Annotated in this window: 12 protein-coding genes, 1 tRNA gene and 3 pseudogenes; 3 read left to right on the top strand and 13 right to left on the bottom strand. The window is 66.2% G+C overall.

Going from position 1 to position 17,749, the window contains the following annotated elements; all coding sequences use genetic code 11:
* Window positions 1-533 precede the first annotated feature (533 nt).
* Entirely contained in the window at window positions 534-908 is a 375-nt protein-coding gene (locus GSF22_RS16615) for a YciI family protein (RefSeq protein ID WP_208814493.1), read from the top strand.
* 91 nt (window positions 909-999) lie between these two features.
* Here the strand turns inward: GSF22_RS16615 and GSF22_RS16610 are convergent, their stop codons facing one another.
* Both GSF22_RS16610 and GSF22_RS16605 read right to left on the bottom strand, forming a co-directional pair.
* The gene (locus tag GSF22_RS16610; RefSeq protein WP_208814492.1) at window positions 1,000-1,596 is read right to left on the bottom strand and encodes a hypothetical protein; all 597 of its coding nucleotides are present in this window, start codon (window positions 1,594-1,596) and stop codon (window positions 1,000-1,002) included.
* Window positions 1,589-2,362, bottom strand: coding sequence for a class I SAM-dependent methyltransferase (locus GSF22_RS16605; RefSeq protein ID WP_208814491.1), 774 nt, complete (start codon window positions 2,360-2,362; stop codon window positions 1,589-1,591). Before GSF22_RS16605 ends, GSF22_RS16610 begins: the two co-directional genes overlap by 8 nt.
* A gap of 447 nt (window positions 2,363-2,809) precedes the next feature.
* Between GSF22_RS16605 and GSF22_RS34810 the strand changes: the two genes are divergently transcribed.
* Entirely contained in the window at window positions 2,810-6,403 is a 3,594-nt protein-coding gene (locus GSF22_RS34810) for an NACHT domain-containing protein (RefSeq protein WP_244367538.1), read from the top strand.
* 156 nt (window positions 6,404-6,559) lie between these two features.
* On the opposite strand, the pseudogene GSF22_RS16595 reads toward GSF22_RS34810, so the two are convergent.
* The 8 genes and pseudogenes from GSF22_RS16595 to GSF22_RS16565 all read right to left on the bottom strand — a co-directional run.
* A pseudogene (locus GSF22_RS16595) lies at window positions 6,560-7,693 on the bottom strand (YfjI family protein); the annotation flags it as partial.
* Between the two features lie 144 nt (window positions 7,694-7,837).
* Window positions 7,838-8,872 carry an NAD-dependent epimerase/dehydratase family protein gene (locus GSF22_RS16590; RefSeq protein ID WP_208814490.1) on the bottom strand — a complete coding sequence of 345 codons (1,035 nt, stop codon included), beginning with the start codon at window positions 8,870-8,872 and terminating at the stop codon, window positions 7,838-7,840.
* Between the two features lie 295 nt (window positions 8,873-9,167).
* A complete protein-coding gene (locus GSF22_RS16585; RefSeq protein WP_208814489.1) occupies window positions 9,168-9,605 on the bottom strand; it encodes a DUF488 domain-containing protein in 438 nt (145 codons plus the stop codon).
* Complete coding sequence (locus GSF22_RS35995; protein ID WP_208814488.1) at window positions 9,602-10,225, bottom strand: DUF488 domain-containing protein; 624 nt, start codon at window positions 10,223-10,225, stop codon at window positions 9,602-9,604. Before GSF22_RS35995 ends, GSF22_RS16585 begins: the two co-directional genes overlap by 4 nt.
* A 1-nt stretch (window position 10,226) precedes the next feature.
* Window positions 10,227-10,922, bottom strand: coding sequence for a dual OB domain-containing protein (locus GSF22_RS36130; RefSeq protein WP_439957787.1), 696 nt, complete (start codon window positions 10,920-10,922; stop codon window positions 10,227-10,229).
* Between the two features lie 133 nt (window positions 10,923-11,055).
* Window positions 11,056-12,531, bottom strand: a complete 1,476-nt coding sequence (locus tag GSF22_RS16575) for a tyrosine-type recombinase/integrase (protein WP_307804051.1) — start codon at window positions 12,529-12,531, stop codon at window positions 11,056-11,058.
* A 69-nt stretch (window positions 12,532-12,600) separates the two neighbouring features.
* Window positions 12,601-12,673, bottom strand: a tRNA-Arg gene (locus GSF22_RS16570).
* A gap of 719 nt (window positions 12,674-13,392) precedes the next feature.
* Window positions 13,393-14,469, bottom strand: a complete 1,077-nt coding sequence (locus GSF22_RS16565; protein WP_208814487.1) for an alpha/beta hydrolase — start codon at window positions 14,467-14,469, stop codon at window positions 13,393-13,395.
* A 202-nt stretch (window positions 14,470-14,671) separates the two neighbouring features.
* Here GSF22_RS16565 and GSF22_RS36125 point away from each other — a divergent pair.
* Window positions 14,672-15,439 (top strand): annotated as a pseudogene (locus GSF22_RS36125) (single-stranded DNA-binding protein); the annotation flags it as partial.
* A gap of 272 nt (window positions 15,440-15,711) precedes the next feature.
* Here GSF22_RS36125 and GSF22_RS16555 read toward each other — a convergent pair.
* From GSF22_RS16555 to GSF22_RS34800, 3 genes and pseudogenes are all read right to left on the bottom strand, one after another.
* A complete protein-coding gene (locus GSF22_RS16555) occupies window positions 15,712-16,113 on the bottom strand; it encodes an HPF/RaiA family ribosome-associated protein (protein ID WP_208814486.1) in 402 nt (133 codons plus the stop codon).
* Between the two features lie 271 nt (window positions 16,114-16,384).
* Window positions 16,385-17,503, bottom strand: coding sequence for an IS630 family transposase (locus GSF22_RS16550; RefSeq protein WP_208814485.1), 1,119 nt, complete (start codon window positions 17,501-17,503; stop codon window positions 16,385-16,387).
* 144 nt (window positions 17,504-17,647) lie between these two features.
* Window positions 17,648-17,749: pseudogene (locus GSF22_RS34800) on the bottom strand (IS982 family transposase); the annotation flags it as partial.

Below are 17,749 nucleotides of genomic sequence, written 5' to 3'. Positions count from 1 at the left end.
GGGTGGGCGTGGCTGCCGGTACCCGAAGATCAAGCACAAAATCGGTGATGTCATGAAAGTGCCGTAATTCGGCGCCAACAGGCATGCGCCGGAGATGGATGTCGAGTAACCATCGCGCCATTTACCTGGTTTGTTGCCCCGGCTGGCCCTGTTACGTCGCGCGCTATCGACAAGTGCCATAGCCGGGTCCTATGCTCTGCTGAACCAGGCGGCACGATCTGCCACCTGGCCTGGTGCATCAACGAATGAGGCGGGAGGGATCGATATGCGCGGCGTCGCCGAGTCGGGCCTCTGATCCCGAATGTGTGCTGGCCCTTGACATATTGTCGGGGGCCAGTTTTTCGTCGGGCCGGCGTGGGCCCCGAGTAGCGTTGCGTTCTGCTGTCACCTTTGCCGCGTGACAGAACCCCCGGCGTGCGGCGACGGGCCGTCAGCGTCGCTGCTCCGTTAGGACAGTGGGAGTCGGTACGCCCGGCGCGTACCCACCCTCCCGCCGTACCGTGATCCGGAGAAGGGCCCGGGAGGACGCCACGATGAAACACTTTCTGCTCAGCATCCAGCAGCCCGACGGCGGTGCCCCGGCACCGGAGATCCTGGAACCGATCATGCGGGACGTCGCCGCCGTCAACCAGGAGATGATGGCGGCAGGTGCCTGGGTCCTCGCCGGTGGCCTGCACGAGCCGGGTGCGGCGGCCGTGGTCCGACCGGGAGACGGCGGCATCGTCGTCACCGACGGCCCGTACGCGGAGGGCCGGGAACACGTCGGCGGCCTGTCCATCATCCGGGCCCCCGACCGGGAGGCGGCGTTGGAGTGGGCGCGCAAGCTCGCCCGGGCCACGACACTGCCGGTCGAGGTACGCGAGTTCCAGGGCGGCCCGCAGGACCACCTCGGCCCGCAGGACGGCTGACAGCCGCTACGACCTGGTTCGCAGCCTGTTCCTCCGGCCCTTGGTGCTGCTGCGGCTTCTTCCGGTCCCTGCTGCTGCTGCGGCGGCCCGGTCAGCGGCCCTGCGCCAGGCGCTCCACCTCGGCGACACTGGTGACCCGGTCACACTCGTCGTCGGTCAGCCTGTTGATCAGAGCCTTGGCGGCCTGAGCCTGCCGGGTGGTCGGCAGGGTGCCGGCGACCAGATCAGGCAGGACCAACTCGTAGCCCACCCGGGCCCGGGGCGCGTACCGGTGACGAGCGCGCGCCACCGCAGTCGCCACCCGCAGTCCGTGCTCGTTCCCCGGCGGGACATGCTGACGGTCCACCTCGCGCGCACCGAACCGCATCCGGTGGTAGTAGTCGCACGTCCCGCACCCCACCGGCCCACCGGTCAACCGCGACCCACAATCGGGACAGCGCAACCGGTCCAGTGCGCCGTCCACCGCCCGCCAGTCGTACCCCGCCGGATCGTCCGCGACGAGCCAGGCCAGCGCCGTCTCGTCCGGTGAGTCGGGGGCGACGCCGAAGTCGCGCCGCAGACCCGCCCACGCCTGCCGGATCTCGGCCTCGATCTCCGCGACGACGTCGGCCAGGCGCGGGCTGCGCCAGGTGGGTGCCGGGTCCGTGGCGCTGTTACCCGGCCCGACCGGCCCGGCGCTGCTACCCATCGCGCCGACGCGCCAGATGGACGGTGACGTCGCCGACGATCTCCACCCGCTCGGGCAGGACCCGCCTGATCCGACGGAACACCTGCTTCTGCGCCGGAGCCGGTAGTTCCAGATAGGCCGAAATGGTCGTAAGCAGGCCCACATAGTCGGCCGCACCCATCGTCAGGCGTCGCTCGATCACCGACTGCTGGACGTCGGTGAACCACCCGGACCGCTGGAGTTCCGTACCCGGCCACTGCATGTCCTGCTCCGGCGGCGTCCCATCCGGAGACGGAATCTCGTCGCTCGCCAGGAACGGTGCCCGCGCCGCGCGCACGGCCTCCTCCACACCCGGGTCGGCCAGCCGGACCGGCCCACCGAACGAGGCGAACACCCCACCCGGCTCCAGCAGCCCGGCGATCCGTGGCCAGCGTCCATCCGGGTGCGTCCAGTGCAGTGCCGCCGCCGCGAAGACCAGCCCGTACCGTTCGCCCGGTGGCAGGTCCTCGAACGCGGCCCGCACGGTGATGACATCTGCCGGCACCCGTCTACGCAACTCGGCGAGCATGGCCCCGTCAGGATCGGTCGCGGTGACCGTCACCCCTCGTTCGGCGAACAGCCGGGTGGCCTTGCCGGTCCCCGCACCGATTTCCAGGGCGGTCCGTACCGGCCGACCCGCGTACGTCAGGACCAGGTCGCCGAGCGCCGCAGGGTACCCGGGCCGGAACCGCTCGTACGCCTCCGCCACCGCTCCGAAGCTCCGTGCGCGACCAGACACGCCGAGCATCCTGACACGAGCCGCGTCGTCGACGCGCCCCCTTTAGGGCGCCCCACCAGGCGGCCGACCAGACCGGTTCGCGGTACGGCGGGAGGCGCGAAACGACCATGGGAGCGCAGCGGGAACTGCCTAACCGTGAGCGGCATGTCGCGCATGCGCGGAGCCCTGCTACGGCGGGTCGGCCATGTGTGGGAGCGGGGGTGGTTCAACCTCGTCCAGGTGGCGGCTGTCGCCTTCGACCTCTTCCCAACCTCGATGTCGCTTTGATTTCGCGCCACCGCGCGTATCGACAGCGGCTCCTTTGATCGGGCCTCTGCTCGCCGGGTGGCACCGAACTGCTCTCGCTTTGCGTGTGCGGAAGGCGCCGTGTCCGCTGTGTGTTTCGGCCGGTCCATGAGAACCTGAATGTTTGTGTGATCACACAACTACCTATAGTGATCTTGGCTGGAGGCATGTGTGGCCCAGATGTCGCTGTTCCGTTCCAGTGAGACCGGCCCCGATCCGAAGCCCGGAGATAACCGCACAGTCCGGCTGCAACTTCTGATCACCGTCAAGGCTGCTCCGAATCCGTCCGAGAAGTACGGAGAAACTGTCTGTGTGGCCGGGCTGCGGACGGACATGCTCAGGCCGAAGTGGGTGCGTCTCTACCCGATCAACTTCCGACATCTGGACAGCGACGAGGCGTTCAAGAAGTACGACATCATCTCCGTCGATGCCAAGCCGGCACGGCAGGATCAGCGGCGCGAGAGTTGGAAGCCGCTGATGGATTCCATTGAGAAGGCGCGCCACCTTGACGGTTGGAGATCCCGGCAGTTGGCAGGATGTCCGCGTGCTCCGCGCAGATCACCGCCTCCACCCCGGCAGGCGTCCGGGACGCATGCGTTGATGTCGTCCTCGGCGAGGATGCCCTCCAAGATGGCCGGAGCTGCAAGCAGGTCCGTTCGTGGTGATGGCGATAGGCCATTCCGCCTGCCGTCGATCCGAGCGAGCCGAACAGGTCACAGCCCGACCGGCCAGCATCCGTACGAGCTGTCAGCCGTCTTGGAGTGGCGGGCAGGGCGAGTCGACGGCATGCGGATGGCAGGAGTTGGGGTGGTGAGGGTGCTGCAACACCAGTTAGGCTGCCAGTTCCCTACTCCGGCTAGAGCAAGCAGGAAACGTGGTGTCGTCGTGGGTGACTATCCGCTGACCCAACTCGGGACCACCGAGTTTGAGCACATGAGTCAGTCGCTGCTCGCAGCCCTAGCAGGCCCGTCCAATGTAAAGGTGTACGGCGTTGGACGTGACGGCGGCCGAGAGTTGACCACGACCGCCTTGTTCGAGATAGAAGAGGGCCTTCAGTGGAGCGGATATACAGTCGCTCAGGCGAAGTTTCGGGCCCGGCCAGGAACTGCGGAAGCTAATGCAACCTGGCTCAGGAGCCAGATTCGAGCTGAGTTGCAGGATTGGACAAGCCCGAAGAAAAACCGCCAGCCTAAGCCGGACAATCTTCTATTCATAAGTAACGTTCCGCTGTCGGCTGTGCCCGGCCACGGCTTGGACGCCGTCGAAGACGTATTCGACGAATTCGCGGACCAACTGCCGCTTAAAGCCTACGCGATTTGGCACTATGACCACGTGTGTCGGCTCCTAGACGGTCAGGCCGGAGTTCGGGCTGCCTATGCTGGGCTGCTTACTTCGGGGGACGTGCTGACTCAACTGCGACAGACGTTGATCGGCGAGTCGGTCGACATAGGTGAGGTTCTGCATCGACACGCTGCGAAGGAACTTGTTGCCGAGCAATGGATCCGCCTCGGCGAATCTGGTTCTCGCAGGAATGAGAAGCTGCAAATCGGGCAAGTTGGAATTGATCTAAAAGCACTGCCGACGGCAGCCAATGAGGCGCCTTCTAAGCACCGGGCAGTCAATGTTCTCGAACATGTGATCGCGATTGGGGATCATGTGCTGCGGCCTAGTATATACGAGGGTTCGGAGCCGCACTGTGTATTGGTTGGCGGGCCAGGCCAGGGCAAGACTACGGTCGGCCAGTTGCTGTGTCAGATATACCGCGCCAATTTGATTAGCGACCTTGGTGCGATCGGAGCGCAGGCTGCGGCAGTGGTCGCCACCTTGCGCCAGCATCTTGGCGACAGTGGGCTTCCCGGGCCCGTCAACAAACGGTGGCCGCTGCGACTCGATCTGAGCAAGTACGCGGACGTCCTTGGCGGATCCCCCACCACCTCCATACTGCGACATCTTGCAATCCAAATCAGCGACCGGGGCGCGGAGACCGTAACGGCGGGACAGCTTAAGACCTGGCTCAGTTCGTGGCCCTGGCTGCTCGTCCTCGACGGCTTTGATGAGGTTGCGGCTCCGCAGGTCCGTGAGGCGATGATCGACCGGATCGCCGACTTTTTCATCGATGCGGCCAGTGTCGACGCCGACCTGATGGTCATTGCTACGACTCGGCCCCAGGGCTACAGCGCTGAGTTTAGCCCCGACCGGTATCAGCACCTGCACCTGATGCAGTTGACCAGCGAGCAGGCAGAGGCTTTCGCCCGAAAACTGGCCGATGTGCGCCTCGCCGACGACCCGGATGCGCACGCAAACGTGTTGGCCCGAATCAGTGAGGCGGCCGAGGATCCACTAACCGCACGTCTGATGGTCACCCCACTGCAGGTGACCATCATGTCGTTGCTGCTAGAGGGGCGGGCCCGAGTACCTCAAGACCGCTACACATTGTTTGCTGACTACTACCGCACGATCTACAGCAGAGAGGTCGGCAAGAACACAGCTACTGCCCGTCTGCTGGATCAGCACCGCCGGACTGTTGACCAACTGCATGAGCAGGTCGGACTGCGTTTGCAGATTCAGGCCGAAGATACCCATAAGACTGAGGCTTCCCTGCCAAATTCTGAGTTGCAGGCCTTGGCGAGACAGATCCTCGACAAGGAGGATCACCCGAGGGATGAGGCTCGAAGGCTAGCTGAAAAAATTGCTGGCGCCGCGACAACTCGGCTCGTGCTGCTGGTTGCCAAGAATACCGACGACGTCGGATTCGATGTGCGCAGCTTGCAGGAGTTGATGGCGGCGCGTGCGGTGACCACCGGTCCAGATGAGAGGATCATGGCCAGGCTGCGAGCAATAGCGCTCTCATCGCACTGGCGCAACACCTTCCTCCTTGCTGCGGGAAGGCTCGCCAATGATCGCGATCATCTTATCGATGAAATTTTAAACATGGTCGAGGATATCGACTCTGGCAGCTACCTGGCGATTTACTTGCATCCAGCCGCCGGGCTTGCCCTGGATTTGCTAGAGGACAAGTTTGCCGCACCGTCACCCAGGGTCGAAATGAAGCTTATTCGAACCGCTGTCGGTGTTATGCAACGCCCGCCTTCTATGGATTTGGTTTATGCAGCCGAGAGCATGCAGCGGGCCACCATCACCGGCTCGGCCATGCTTAGCCCGTTCGTCGCCGATGTCGCCAAGGCCAGCCTGGCGGCTGACCCACCTCAGCGCATCACCACAGCGATCATGATGCGTGTGTGGGCCCAGGGAACCGGGGCGTTGGCCGCTCTCGGCCGACAGCGTGTGCAGGGTGGGCTTTCCGAACTCGGATCGAATTTTGCTGAGGCCCTTCGGGATCACTACGGCACCAAGTGGGCGCTAGGGCGCATCAACGACTCTCTGATGAAGTCCGAGCGCGCCGGCGCCGGCGGGGCGAGCAGGATGCGCTCCACACTTGCCGATTATATTCGGGCGGGTGGCAATGGCGAACATTGTCCTGACGCCTTCGTCCAGGAGGACCGGAAAGCGTGGGACGATTTCTTAATAGTGCTCGACGGGATCCGAGTAGACGAGGTTGGCGCAAATGCAATGCCCGCCGTCGCGGAGTTTAAATTCCGGTCCGAGCCTGTCGATCGAGTCCTTGCCCGGCCGGCGGTGTCAGATTACCTTGCGAAACGGTTGCTTTCCCTCAACCCGGACACGTGGGCCGTGGCATCTACTGTGGCCGAGATAATCAAGCTCACTCTGCAAGTCCGCCCGGTCAGTGATGCTCTCCGCCTCTAGCCAACTCGGCCAGGGTGTTCGTTGCGTGCGCGCCGGGTCGAAAGCCAGTGAGTAGGTGGCCGGCAGCCCGGCGAGGGCTCTGGTTTAAATGGTGAGAATGGCAGAAACCCCAGCCACGTGGGGTTTCTGCCATTGCGGCCATTTAGACCAGCGGGGCTACGCGGGTCTGCGGTCTGCCCTCGCGGTCAGGGCGTGGATGGTGCCGGTGGCCTGGTGTACGTCCGGGTGGACGAGGAAGGCCGGCGAGGGTGGCCGTCCGGCGCCGGCCCGGGCGGGTGGGTCGAGTTGGCGCACGTACCCGTGGATTTCCAGCAGTGACAGCACGGGGTCGAGGTCGGCGGCGGTGGGGATCTGGCTGCGGACGGCCCGGTACAGCTCCTTTTTGGTGAAGGTGGTGGAGCCGGTGCGTTCGATCCAGGCGAGCACGAGTCGGGCGTATCGGGTGCTCTTGTCGGTCCCCATGTCGTCGAACGCGGCCAGGGCGTGAGCGGCGAAGTATTCGCCGAGCAGCGCGGCCCGTTCCACAGTCTCAGCCGTGACCGGCGTGCCCCAGCCGTCGCGCAGGTGTCCGGCGAGGTGGATCAGCCCGGCGAGGCGGACCACTGCGCCGGTGTACTTGCTGCCCCAATCCACGACGTGTCCCCATGCTCCGCCGGGGGCGAGGCGTGGCTCAACGGCCCGTTCGATGTCCAACACCCGTTCGTTGGCTTCCGGGGTGAGCGGGAGCACGGCCGGGTCGGTCCATTCGGCAAGGCTGGCGACCAGGGCGCCGAGGTTGGCGGCGTAGGCGGTGGCGATGGGTTCAGGTACCGGGTCGGCACCGATTTTCCGGCGGCCGACGGTGTTCTCGGGAAGGCTGAACAGGATTCGGGCCAGCAGTCCCTTGCCTCGGAAGCCGGGCATGTCGGCGAGGTCGCGCAGCACGTCGGGCTGTACGGCCAGGCCGAGGGTGAGCGCGGGGTGCTCGACGTGTTCGGGGGCGCGGGAACGGCGGTTGACCCGCAACATGTCCCCGGCGTGGCCTTTCAAGAGCACTTCCAGGTTGGGGGTGCCGGAGTAGCGGCCGGCGATGGTGGCGAAGATCCCGCCTTCCGGGGAGAGCACGGCGAGGCGTCCGCCCTGCTCGGCGAGCAGGGACGCGGCTTCCTCGCTGGTGACGTCGTCGGCGACCAGTTGCGGCAGGACGGGCACGGTCACGGCGTCGGCGCTCATCGCGGCAGCGGTCGCTTCGGCAAGCAGAGTGTCCCGGCCGGACGCATCGGCGTTCGCGGCGGCGATAGCGGCTTTCTCCTGGACCTGCCGCCGCAGAAGCGCAACGTCTCGCTAACTGGCCGGCTGTCGCGGATAGAGCACCTGCTGAGCCAGTCGCCGTGGGGCCACGACGCGGACGCGCGCCAGCTTGCCGAGCGCATCTCGGCGTGGCTGTCGGAAACCTCAGCCCGTCCGCTTACCTGACCGATGCCAGGCGGCCAACACCTGCTCTTCCTTGTCCTGGCTGATGCCGATCTCGGCGGCACGATCGTGGTTGCTGGCCTCGCCGCTCTCCACCATCCAGCGCCAGGTGTCTCGGACGGTCAGGGAGAGCGGCCGGCAGCGTAGGCCGGCTGTCTGTGCCCTGGTCGTGTCGACGCGCCACACGCCGTCGAACGTGCGCCAGAGGGGCAACTCGGACCACGGCCGGACGCCTTGGCTGAGCAAGACCTCATCTGGCACCCAGTCGAAAGAGGCGTCGGCCTGGGTCGCGTGGGCGCAGTCCGCCAGTAGTTCGCCGAAGGCGGCGCTGTCCACCGGGGCACAGACGTTGAACGCGCCGGAGGAACCTTCGGTGATGGTGTGGAGTGCGAACGCGGCCAGGTCGCGTACATCCACGGGCTGAATGGTGCGGTCGGGGGAGCCGGGGGCTAGAACGTTCCCACCAGCAGCCACGCGGCGCAGCCACCACGGCAGGCGGCCGACGTACTCACGCGGGCCGAGCACGACACCGGGGCGCAGGATCGTGGTCCGGTCCGCTCCGAACGTGGTGACGGCCGCTGCCTCGCAGCCGGCTTTCTGGTAGCCGTACTGGGTCGGCCCGTCTTCAGTGTCGGTGCCGTAGTCCGGGCCGGCGTCAGGCGGGCAGTAGAGCACCTCGGACTGCTCGCTGAGCGGCTTCAGCGGCCAGTCCCGGTAGACGCTGACCGTCGACATGAAGACGTAGCGCTCGGCGACGGGAGCGAGCGCGCGAGCCACGTCGAGAACGTTCCTAGGCACGTAGCCCGAGGTGTCGACCACGGCGTCCCAAGGGCCAGCAGCGGCGAGGGCGGTGACGTCTTCAGGGCGGGTCCGGTCGCCCCGGGTGGGCCGCACTGCTTCTAGGAAGGGATCTGAGGTGCCCCGGTTGAACGTCGTCACCTCCCAGCCAGAGGCGATAGCAGCCGTTACGACCGCGTGGCCTACGAACCAGGTCCCGCCGAGCACTAGCAAACGCATAGGCACATCATGCCGATATAGCGATCAGGTGCCGAATCGACCTACCTCCCTGGTTAAGACAGCCTGCAGCGAGTCTCGCTTGCAGACCCCGTCCTGCCGGCGGCTGTCGGGCTTCAGCAACTAGGGCTCCGTCGCGCTGTTTGGACGGGGTTGCAGCTTCGCCTAGGCATTCAGGGTGTGGTCAGGAGCGAGCTAGAGCATCACTCAGCGGGCCGCTAATATAATCCTTGACCAGGTGCAGAAACTCGCGAAGCTGTCTGTGTCTTCGCAATAGCTTGGCGTTGAAGGGATCGAATCAGACAAGGTGTTTTATCTCCACCTTGCCGAAGTGGTCTGCGAAGTATTCGGCAACAAGTCGACGGTGGCAATTTTGCGGCTGCTCCTCGCTGCAAAGGAAACAGTCGCCATCGCGCAGCTCGTTGGCCCAGCTCACTTCTACGTGTCTTCCTTGGATTAACTCTACGAAGCGGGCTTCATATTCGCCCCAGATGCTCGCGCCCTTCTTGTATGCATCTAGCATGTCCTGGGTAGGCGCAAGATCTAAAGCGTGAGTATAGCGAATTGATCCGATTTCCCTGAGGAAGTATTCCAGATCGTGCCTCTTGGCAAACCCGGCCAACTGGGAGACATTATTCAGTCGGACATCGACTACCCGCTTAACCTGCGCACTTCGTAACGTTTCGAAGAACTGCGAAGCGGACTTTCGCGTAAAGCCGATAGTGTAGATTTTCACGACGGGATGCTTTCCTGGAGCTCGGCACGCGGTGCCACATAGGCTATGCGCTCCTCTTGTCGCTGGTAGGCCTCTTTCAGTATCTCATCTCTGGTCCTGAACATCTCTGGTTGGTGGAGGCCCGTAATGCGCAAAAGTCGTTCCTCCGTATCGCGGTGCGATTCAAGCATGCCGTCGGGATGAATGTGCGCTATCTCTACGCCGTATTCGGCTAAGTATCTGCTGACCAGGATGGTGCGGTGACAACTTAGTGGTTCCCCTTCGGTGCACATTATTGCAACTGGCATGCGTTCGCCGCCCTCCCGCAGGCGCTTGAGCCCTTCGCGAAAGAGGTCCGTCTCTGCAATTCGTTCGTAGCGAACTCGGCCATGCTGATCCCTGACAGATGGCCCGACGCCGCGTCCGCCAAGCTCATGTCCAAGAAAAGCATAGGAAATGTTAGCGTCCTTGAGTGAAGATCTAAACGCTTCTCGATTGAAGTGAGGCTGGTGCCGGCTGTAGGGAGTTGAGCGAACGTCGGCTATGGCTGATATCCGTGCAACCCTTAAGAGATTAACGAAACTATTCAGTGAGTGTGTGGAGTGTCCAACTGTGAAAATTTGTAAGCTCTGTGCAGGCATTCTAGGCTCCAATAATTGCAGCGACGAGTTTGTGGCAACGTTCATCGACGTATGGCTCGCCAAGGCTGACCGTCAAGTAGCTAGCGCCGAGTTCGTATTCACCGTCTGGTCGAGGTAGGTACTCGTCTTCTATAGCTGGGTCTGTGACCCAAATATTATACCGTACGCCGCCAAAATAAAAGTCTGCTTGGACTCGCCGTTTCGGGTTGCCGAAAGATCCGCCGGTTGTATAGACACGCAGCTTCAGGCCGCCTCTCAGGAGTATTAGCTTTAGGGAGCCACCTGCAGCGTCGGTTTCTTCGGCTGGTATGCAATCATTTAGGCCGTTACGCGTGTGCCAACCGTTCTTCCAGAGCGAACCGGAAGTGTCAGCCAGCACCGCGAGCTCCCTGGGGGCAAAGTTTCCAACCTTCGCCCAGTAGAAATTATGATCGAGTACCCAATTCTCCTGTTGGTGCCCTCTCGGTTGCGGAGAAAGTAGTGGGATGGCGATAACGTCTAAGACTTGAGGTTCGCTGCCATCCTTGTATCGCCGCTCACTTTCTGCTACTGCCTGGTGAGGTCGGCTGCTTATGGGCCGGATCCATCCTCTAGCTCTCGCTCCATCTAGCTCGAGCCCGGCTATACATCGCCCCTGCGGTTTGCGAGAATTTGCAAGGCATAAGATTCGCTTGACCGCCGTCAACTTGGCTCCCATAGATCAATGAGCGGATAGAGCGATGGACGTGCCAAGTCTGCCCTACTTGATGTCGCTGGGGTACCGACGGACCGTCCCTCTTGTGCTCCCTATAGCAACCTGTTCGAGTCGCAGTTCAGGGTGAATCCGCAGCTCATGCATACGTGACGGTCGCTCGACGACCGCGGGAGACGTTGACCAACCCTTCTGCTGTCAGAAGGACGACAGCCCGGTGAGCGGTGCCGACGGAGACGCCATAAGCTGCCGCTAGTTCAGCAACCGCCGGAAGCTGATCACCGGGCCGCAGCATCGCGGTCGCGATTTGCTCGCGAAGCTCTGCCGCTATTGCTCGGTACGGGCTGCTTTCCGCCGTTCGCAGTGTGGGTGCGGCCGGACGCGGCGGCATCCGAGCGGCTAGCGTCCCAGCCGCACGCTGGTCCGACTCTGACAGCCAGGCGGCGTAGACCCTGAGCGTCGTTGTCCCGCCACCGCCATGACCAAGTCGGCCGGCAACGGTCCGCACGTCAACACCCGCGTTGATTAGCTCGGTAGCCGAGTAGTGGCGCAGCGCGTGAATGTGGCTGTCGATGCCGAGCCGAGTGGCGAGCCGGCCGTACCGCTGGGTAATGGTGTCGGGGCGGTAGCCACGGCTGTTGTCCGGCTCGGGGGAGAAGACGTAGTCAGCGAGATCATTGTCCGCGTCGAGCTGGGCCAGGCGGTCAAGGTACCGGCCGTGCAGCTCCCGCAGCACTTCGATCGTCTCCGGGTCGAGCGCTACCCGCCGCTGCTGGTGCGTCTTGGTGTCCTTCTCCCGCAGCTCACCATCTTCGTCCAGGTAGGAGCTGCGCCGCAGCGTCAGCACGCCGGCGGTCAGGTCGAGATGCTGCCAGCGCAGCGCGCACAGCTCGCCGCGCCGGGCGCCGGTCGTCATGGCGAGCCAGACCAGCGCACCCCAGTCCGGATCGCGCCATGCCTCGTTGATGATGCGCGCCGCGTCAGCTGAATTCGGCGGCTGCGGATCAGGATGCGGCGGCGCGGGTGGCTCGGCCTGCCCGGCGGGGTTGACGGCGATCCAACGCCACCGGACGGCCCGGCTCAGTGCACCACTCAGGATCCAGTGGATCTGTCGCACTGACGAGGCGCTGAGCGGCTTGCAGACGTGCGGCCGGCACTTCGTCGTGCAGGTGTGCTCACCCTCTACGCGGTGCTTCACGAACGCCTTGCCGCCGCACCAGTCCCGGCAGCGGCGCAGGCTCGCGTAGAACGACTCCAACGTCTCAGCGTCGAGTCGGCCGACCGGCAGCTTGCCGAGCACCGGCCGTACGTGCTTGTTCAGCTTGTTCACGTACCCCATGCGGGTGGTCGGCTCGATGTCCACCACTTCAAGCCAGCGGTCGAGTAGCTGGTTCAGGGTGGCGCGGGTGCGCGGACTGCGCTTCTCGTCGACCTGGTTGAGGAAGCGGGTCCGTACTTTCTCCGCCTCTCGCTCGGCGGTCCGACCGGCCGGGATCGTCTCGGTGAGGTAGTGCCGCTTGCCGGTGAGCGGGTCGACGCCCGCGTAGACCCTCACGCGGAGTGATCCGCTGGGGAGCTTCATGATCTCGCCGCGCTGCCGCTTCACGCCTGCCACGAGGCTGACCCTAGCTCGATGGCTCCACGAATAGCTCCATGCGAGCCGGTCGGTTGGAAGAAGTGCCTGTGCGCCCGGCAGGATTCGAACCTGCGGCCTTGGGATTAGAAGTCCCCTGCTCTATCCGCTGAGCTACGGGCGCGCGGTGTTTCGCGTCAGCAGGGTACCGCCGCCCGACGCGGCGTGGGCCGCACGGGGGGATGCCAGGCTGGCCAGCACATACTAGGTTTTCATGGGTGCAGGTGACGAGCACCCGCTTTCTTCCGCTCCTGGTGTCCGTGGAGGACGAGCAGGTCGGCCCCGACCACCTGCTCGACGACTTCGCGGACTCGCTCCGGGTGGCGTACTCCTTCGGGCCGCCCTATGGCGAGCGGCTGGTCACCTGGGCCGACCTCGACGCGCTCCGGGTGAACCGGCGGGCGCTGCGCCGGGCCGCCCTGGACAACCTTGACGCGGCGCTGGACGGGCTACGGGTGCACGGTCAACCACCTGCGCTGATGCTTTCCTTCGCCGGCCTGGAGTGCAGTGTGCTGCTGGTCGACGAGTTCTGGGCGGACCTGCGGCAGTCGGTGCCGGGTGAGCTGGTGGTGGGCGTACCGGCCCGGGACGTGGTGATCGTGACCAGCAGCCGTTCCGTGCCGGGGCTGGAAAAGGTGCGCCGCGCGGTCGACCGGGTGTTCTTCGCCGGTGGGGCGCACCTGCTCAGCCGGGATCTGCTGATCTGGCGGGACGGGGTGTGGCTGCCGTTCACCCCGGGCGGACCGGAGGAACCCGGCCCGCCACCCGGCCCACCGTCCGGACCGTCGGCGCCGCCGGGGCCCGGCCCGGGAAGCGGTGAGCTGCCGGTACCGCCCGGACCGGTCAACCGGCCGGTACCGCCGCCGGGTGCTCCGCCGGGCCGTCCGGACCGGGAGTCGTACCCCGAGCGGCGGGCACCCTGGCCGGGGGAGGGGCGTCAGCCCCGGCCGGGGCCCGGACCCCGATAGGCCGGTCGGGAAGCAGGAACGCGTCGGCCCAGCGGCCCAGTTCGGTGAGTACCTTCTCGCGTACGACCGGGCCGGAGAGGGTCAGGTCGTGCATCCCGCCGTCGAAACGGGCCAGGGTGACGTGGTGCCCGAGGCGGGGAGCCCAGCGGACCATGTGCTCCACGTCGAGTACGGCGTCGGCCAGGGCCGCCGAGTCGTGCCATCTCGTGCCCCGGAAGGTGCGGGTGGAGCAGGCGAGCAGCACCGGTACCGGGATCGCCAGACCGGCACGGAGCTGCTGCTGGGCCCGGCGGATCGCGGCCAGCCAGCCGGCGCGTACCGGGAACCCGCCGAGCGGCTTCCAGGCCAGGTCGTAGGTCCACTCGCCGTGGTGCTCGGCGTGCAGGCTCTGGCCGTACACCGGACGGAGCCCGAGCGGCACGATCCGGTAGGGGGACCGGCCGCCCAGCCGGGAGACGGCGGCGGCGAGCGGCCGACGGACGAACCAGGGTGCGTTGAAGTCGAAGAACGGGCTGTTCAGGAAGAGGCCGTCGACGATGCCCGCATCGCGTCGGGCGTGTGCCCAGAGCGAGGTGATCAGACCGCCGGTCGAGTGGCCGGTGACCAGCAGGGTGCGGTTGCCGTCCCCGCCCCGGATGATCTCCGCTGCCGCGTCCAGCTCGGGGAAGTAGTCGCTCAGGTCGCGGCAGAAGTTCGGGGTCTGGTGGGGCAGCAGACTGCGACCGTACTTGCGCAGGTCGAGGGCGTAGAAGTCCCACCCGCGTGCGGTGAAATAGTCCGCCACGTGGGTCTGGAAGAAGTAGTCGACGAAGCCGTGCACGTGCAGCACGGCCCGTCCGGTCGGGCGCTCGGCGCGGCGCCGGACCAGGGTCGCCACCACCGGCCCCTCGTCGTCGGTGCCCAGGTCGATCGTGTGCCGCTCGTACGGCGCTCCCAGCACGTCCGGTTCCATGTCAGCCGACGGTACGCCGGAAAGCTACCGGACGGTAGGTGGGGCGGTGCATAGCACATCGTGACGTGATCAGGTTCTTTTCCACAGGCGGTTCCGTTGTCCACAGGTACGCGACGGTGGGTCGACCGGGGCGCTGCCGAGGGGCACGCTCGGCGGCGAGTCGACTCGGACGATGCAAACCCAGGAACCCCGTGGAGGGATCGTGTTCGATACCTACGTAACGGTCGTCGGTAACGTCCTGACGGCGCCGGAGTGGCGGCGGACCACCCAGAGCAACACCCTGGTGGCCAACTTCAAGGTCGCCTCGACGGCCCGCCGGCTGGACCGGGACAGTGGTCGTTGGGTCGACGGCAACAGCCTGCGGGTACGGGTGAACTGCTGGCGGAAGCTGGCCGAGGGGGTGGCCTCCTCGGTGATGGTCGGTGACCCGGTGGTCGTGGTCGGCCGCCTCTACACCCGGGACTGGATCGACGACGCCGGCAACCACCGGACGCTCTACGAGCTGGAGGCGGTGGCCGTCGGCCACGACCTGTCCCGGGGGCGGGGACGCTTCCTGCGCAACCGGCCGACCCTGGCGACGAGCACGGTGGAGGACGCCGCCGCAGAGAGCCGGGTGCACGGTGAGCCGACCGAACCGGTACCCGACGACCAGGTGCCGACCGTTCCGCAGGCCGGCCCGGTCGACGACGGGTTCGAGCCACCGGAGCTGCGGTTCACCCCGCCGGCCGGGCCGGGGGTCGGCGACGGCACCACCGGGTACGCCCCGGGGCGCGGTCCGGGGCCGGCCTTCGGGTACCCGTTGGGTGCCGGCCCGGACCGGGCGGGCACTGCCGGATCGGCGGGCGCCCCGGTGCGGTCCGGTGCGGTCCTGACCGACGACGAGTTGGCCGAGTTCCTCGGCCATGCCGACCCGGCCGATCCACTCGACCGTATCGATCACGCCGACCCGGCCGATCCGCTGGAGCCGGCCGATCCGGCCGATCCGGCCGATCTGCTCGCCCCGCTGGAGTCGTCCGAGCACGCCGACCCGGTCGCCCCGCTGGACCTGGCGGAACCGGCGGACGGGCCGGTGGCCGGGGACGGGGCGGAGCCGGCGCGTCCCGCCAGCCGGGTCCGGCGTGGGCGGAGTCGGGTTCCGGCCCCGGTCTGACGGTCGACCCGGTCTGACGGTCGGCTCGGTCTGACGGTCGACCCGTGGTGCCGGGTGGGGGAACCCGCCCGGCACCAGCACCAGCCCGGTACTCAGTCGACCAGTTGTTCCGGGTCGAGCGGCGCGGCCGGCGCATCTGGCCCGGTGGTCCGCAGGTGCTTGTTGCTGCCCGGCTCGGTGCGCGTCTTCGCGTCGTTGAGCTGCCGGCGCAGGTCGTTGCGGACGTCGTTCAGCGCGTCGTGCAGCGCCTCCTCGGCGGAGGTGGCGACGATCCGGGGCTGACCGGGGATGTGGCACTCCAGGGTCACCTTCTGGCCCCGGGCGGCCCGGTCCTTCACCATCAGCTCAAGGTCCGTGCCGTCCGCCGGGAAGGCAGCCAACCGGGCGTCCAGCGGTGCGAACTGCTCGACGATCCAGTTCCGGTCGTTCTGCGAGAAGCCGGCGCCGAGGCGCAGGCAGTCGGCGACGGTCGCCGGGTTGGCGTGCGCGCTCATGCCGTCACCTCACGGGTGGTCCGGACCTGATCCTGGCTGCGGGCGACGCGGTAACTGTTCACCATGTTCTGACCTTTCGGCTCGGTGTCTGTTCCGTACCCAGCCGGTGGTGATCTCGAACCAATCAGAGATCAGGACGGTGCCGGCCACCGGCTGACGGGCGTGCCGGCCACGACAGGAGAGGCGGTGCCGGCCATCGGCTACCGGCCGGCGGGGGCGGACGGTGCCGGCCACTAGTGCGCTGACCAAGAACGTTCACCGGGTGTGAGCGTCAGGCGGCCTTGGCTCGCGGCCGGCCCCATCGTTGTCGGCGTTCGCTGCGGATGCGGGCTCGTTCCCGTCGTTGGGCGGCGAGGATGTCGGGGTGGCGGGCGTTGGCGTTGCGCCAACGCAGGTACTGCTGCAGCTCACGGGCCAGGACGGTGTGGTTGGGGTAGTTGGAGTTGGCCAGGGTGAACGCGCGTAGCGGCCCGAACTGGGCCTCGATCGGGTTGGCCCAGGACGCCTGGGTGGGGGTGAAGCAAAGCTCGACCTTGTTGCGGGCAGCCCACGCCCGGATTGCTGGGGTCTTGTTCGCCGACAGGTTGTCCAGGATCACGTAGATCGGGGCGCCGTCCGGGCGGGCGGCGCGGATCGACTTGAGCGCGGTCAGGCTGTGGTCGCCGCCTTTGCGGTGGCGCATCACGCCCCAGAGCTGGTCGTCGCCGAGGCTGTAGCAGCCGTGGAAGTAGCGGATGCCATGCGTACGCGTGTAGGTCGCCGGCAGCCGGTCCGGTCTGCGGGCCGGCGCCCAGCCGCTGCCGTGGTGCGGGCGGATCGACAGCGGGCCGAACTGGTCGAAGGCGAAACACCGGTCCGGGAACCGGCTGGTCACCTCCTCGATGCGGTCGAGCTTGGCGTCCTTGTCCGGGTCGCGGGACTCCTTCCAGGTGCGGGTGCGCTGGAAGGAGACGTCGTTGTGGCGCAGGATCTGCCGTAGCCGTTCCCGACCGATGGCCACTCGCCTGACCCGGTTGGTGGCCAGGTAGTCGGCGAGCTTGCGGATACTCCAATGCGTGAAGGGGCGACCCAGGCTCTTCGGTCGGGTCGTGGCCGTCGCGACGATGAACAGCTGGTCATCATCGGTGATCAGGCGGGGACGGCCTCCCGCCCACTGAGGGTCCAACGCGCGTAGTCCGATCTCGTTGAACCGGTGGATCACGTCCCGGACAGTGTCCTCGTGCGCGGCGACCAGGCGGGCGATCGCCGGCACCGGGGTACCCGACGCCGACGCCATGATGATCAAGGCTCGGCGGACCCGGATCGACTCGTGCTTGCCACGCCGCACGATCTGCTGCAGCCGGCGGCCCTCCTCATCGCTCAACCGCCGCGCCCTCACCGGCTCGGCCATCCCGACACCTCACTCCCGACAGCGATCACGATCGCCATCGAGCCTGAAACCCACCCGGCCCGACGCGGTGCACCCCACCCGGCGTGTCACCAACCCGGTGAACGTTCTTGGTCAGCGCACTAGACGAGTAAGTCCGAAGTCGGGTCAGTGGTCGTAGGCGATCAGGGACCTGGTCACGGGTTGGCCGGTGGCGCGGTTGTGCCAGATCGCGGCGGTCATGGCGAGGATTCGCTGCGCGACTCGGGC

This window comes from Micromonospora echinofusca, from assembly GCF_017614955.1.
Classification (GTDB): Bacteria; Actinomycetota; Actinomycetes; order Mycobacteriales; family Micromonosporaceae; genus Micromonospora; species Micromonospora echinofusca_A.
This window is presented reverse-complemented; position numbering and strand designations above follow the sequence as displayed.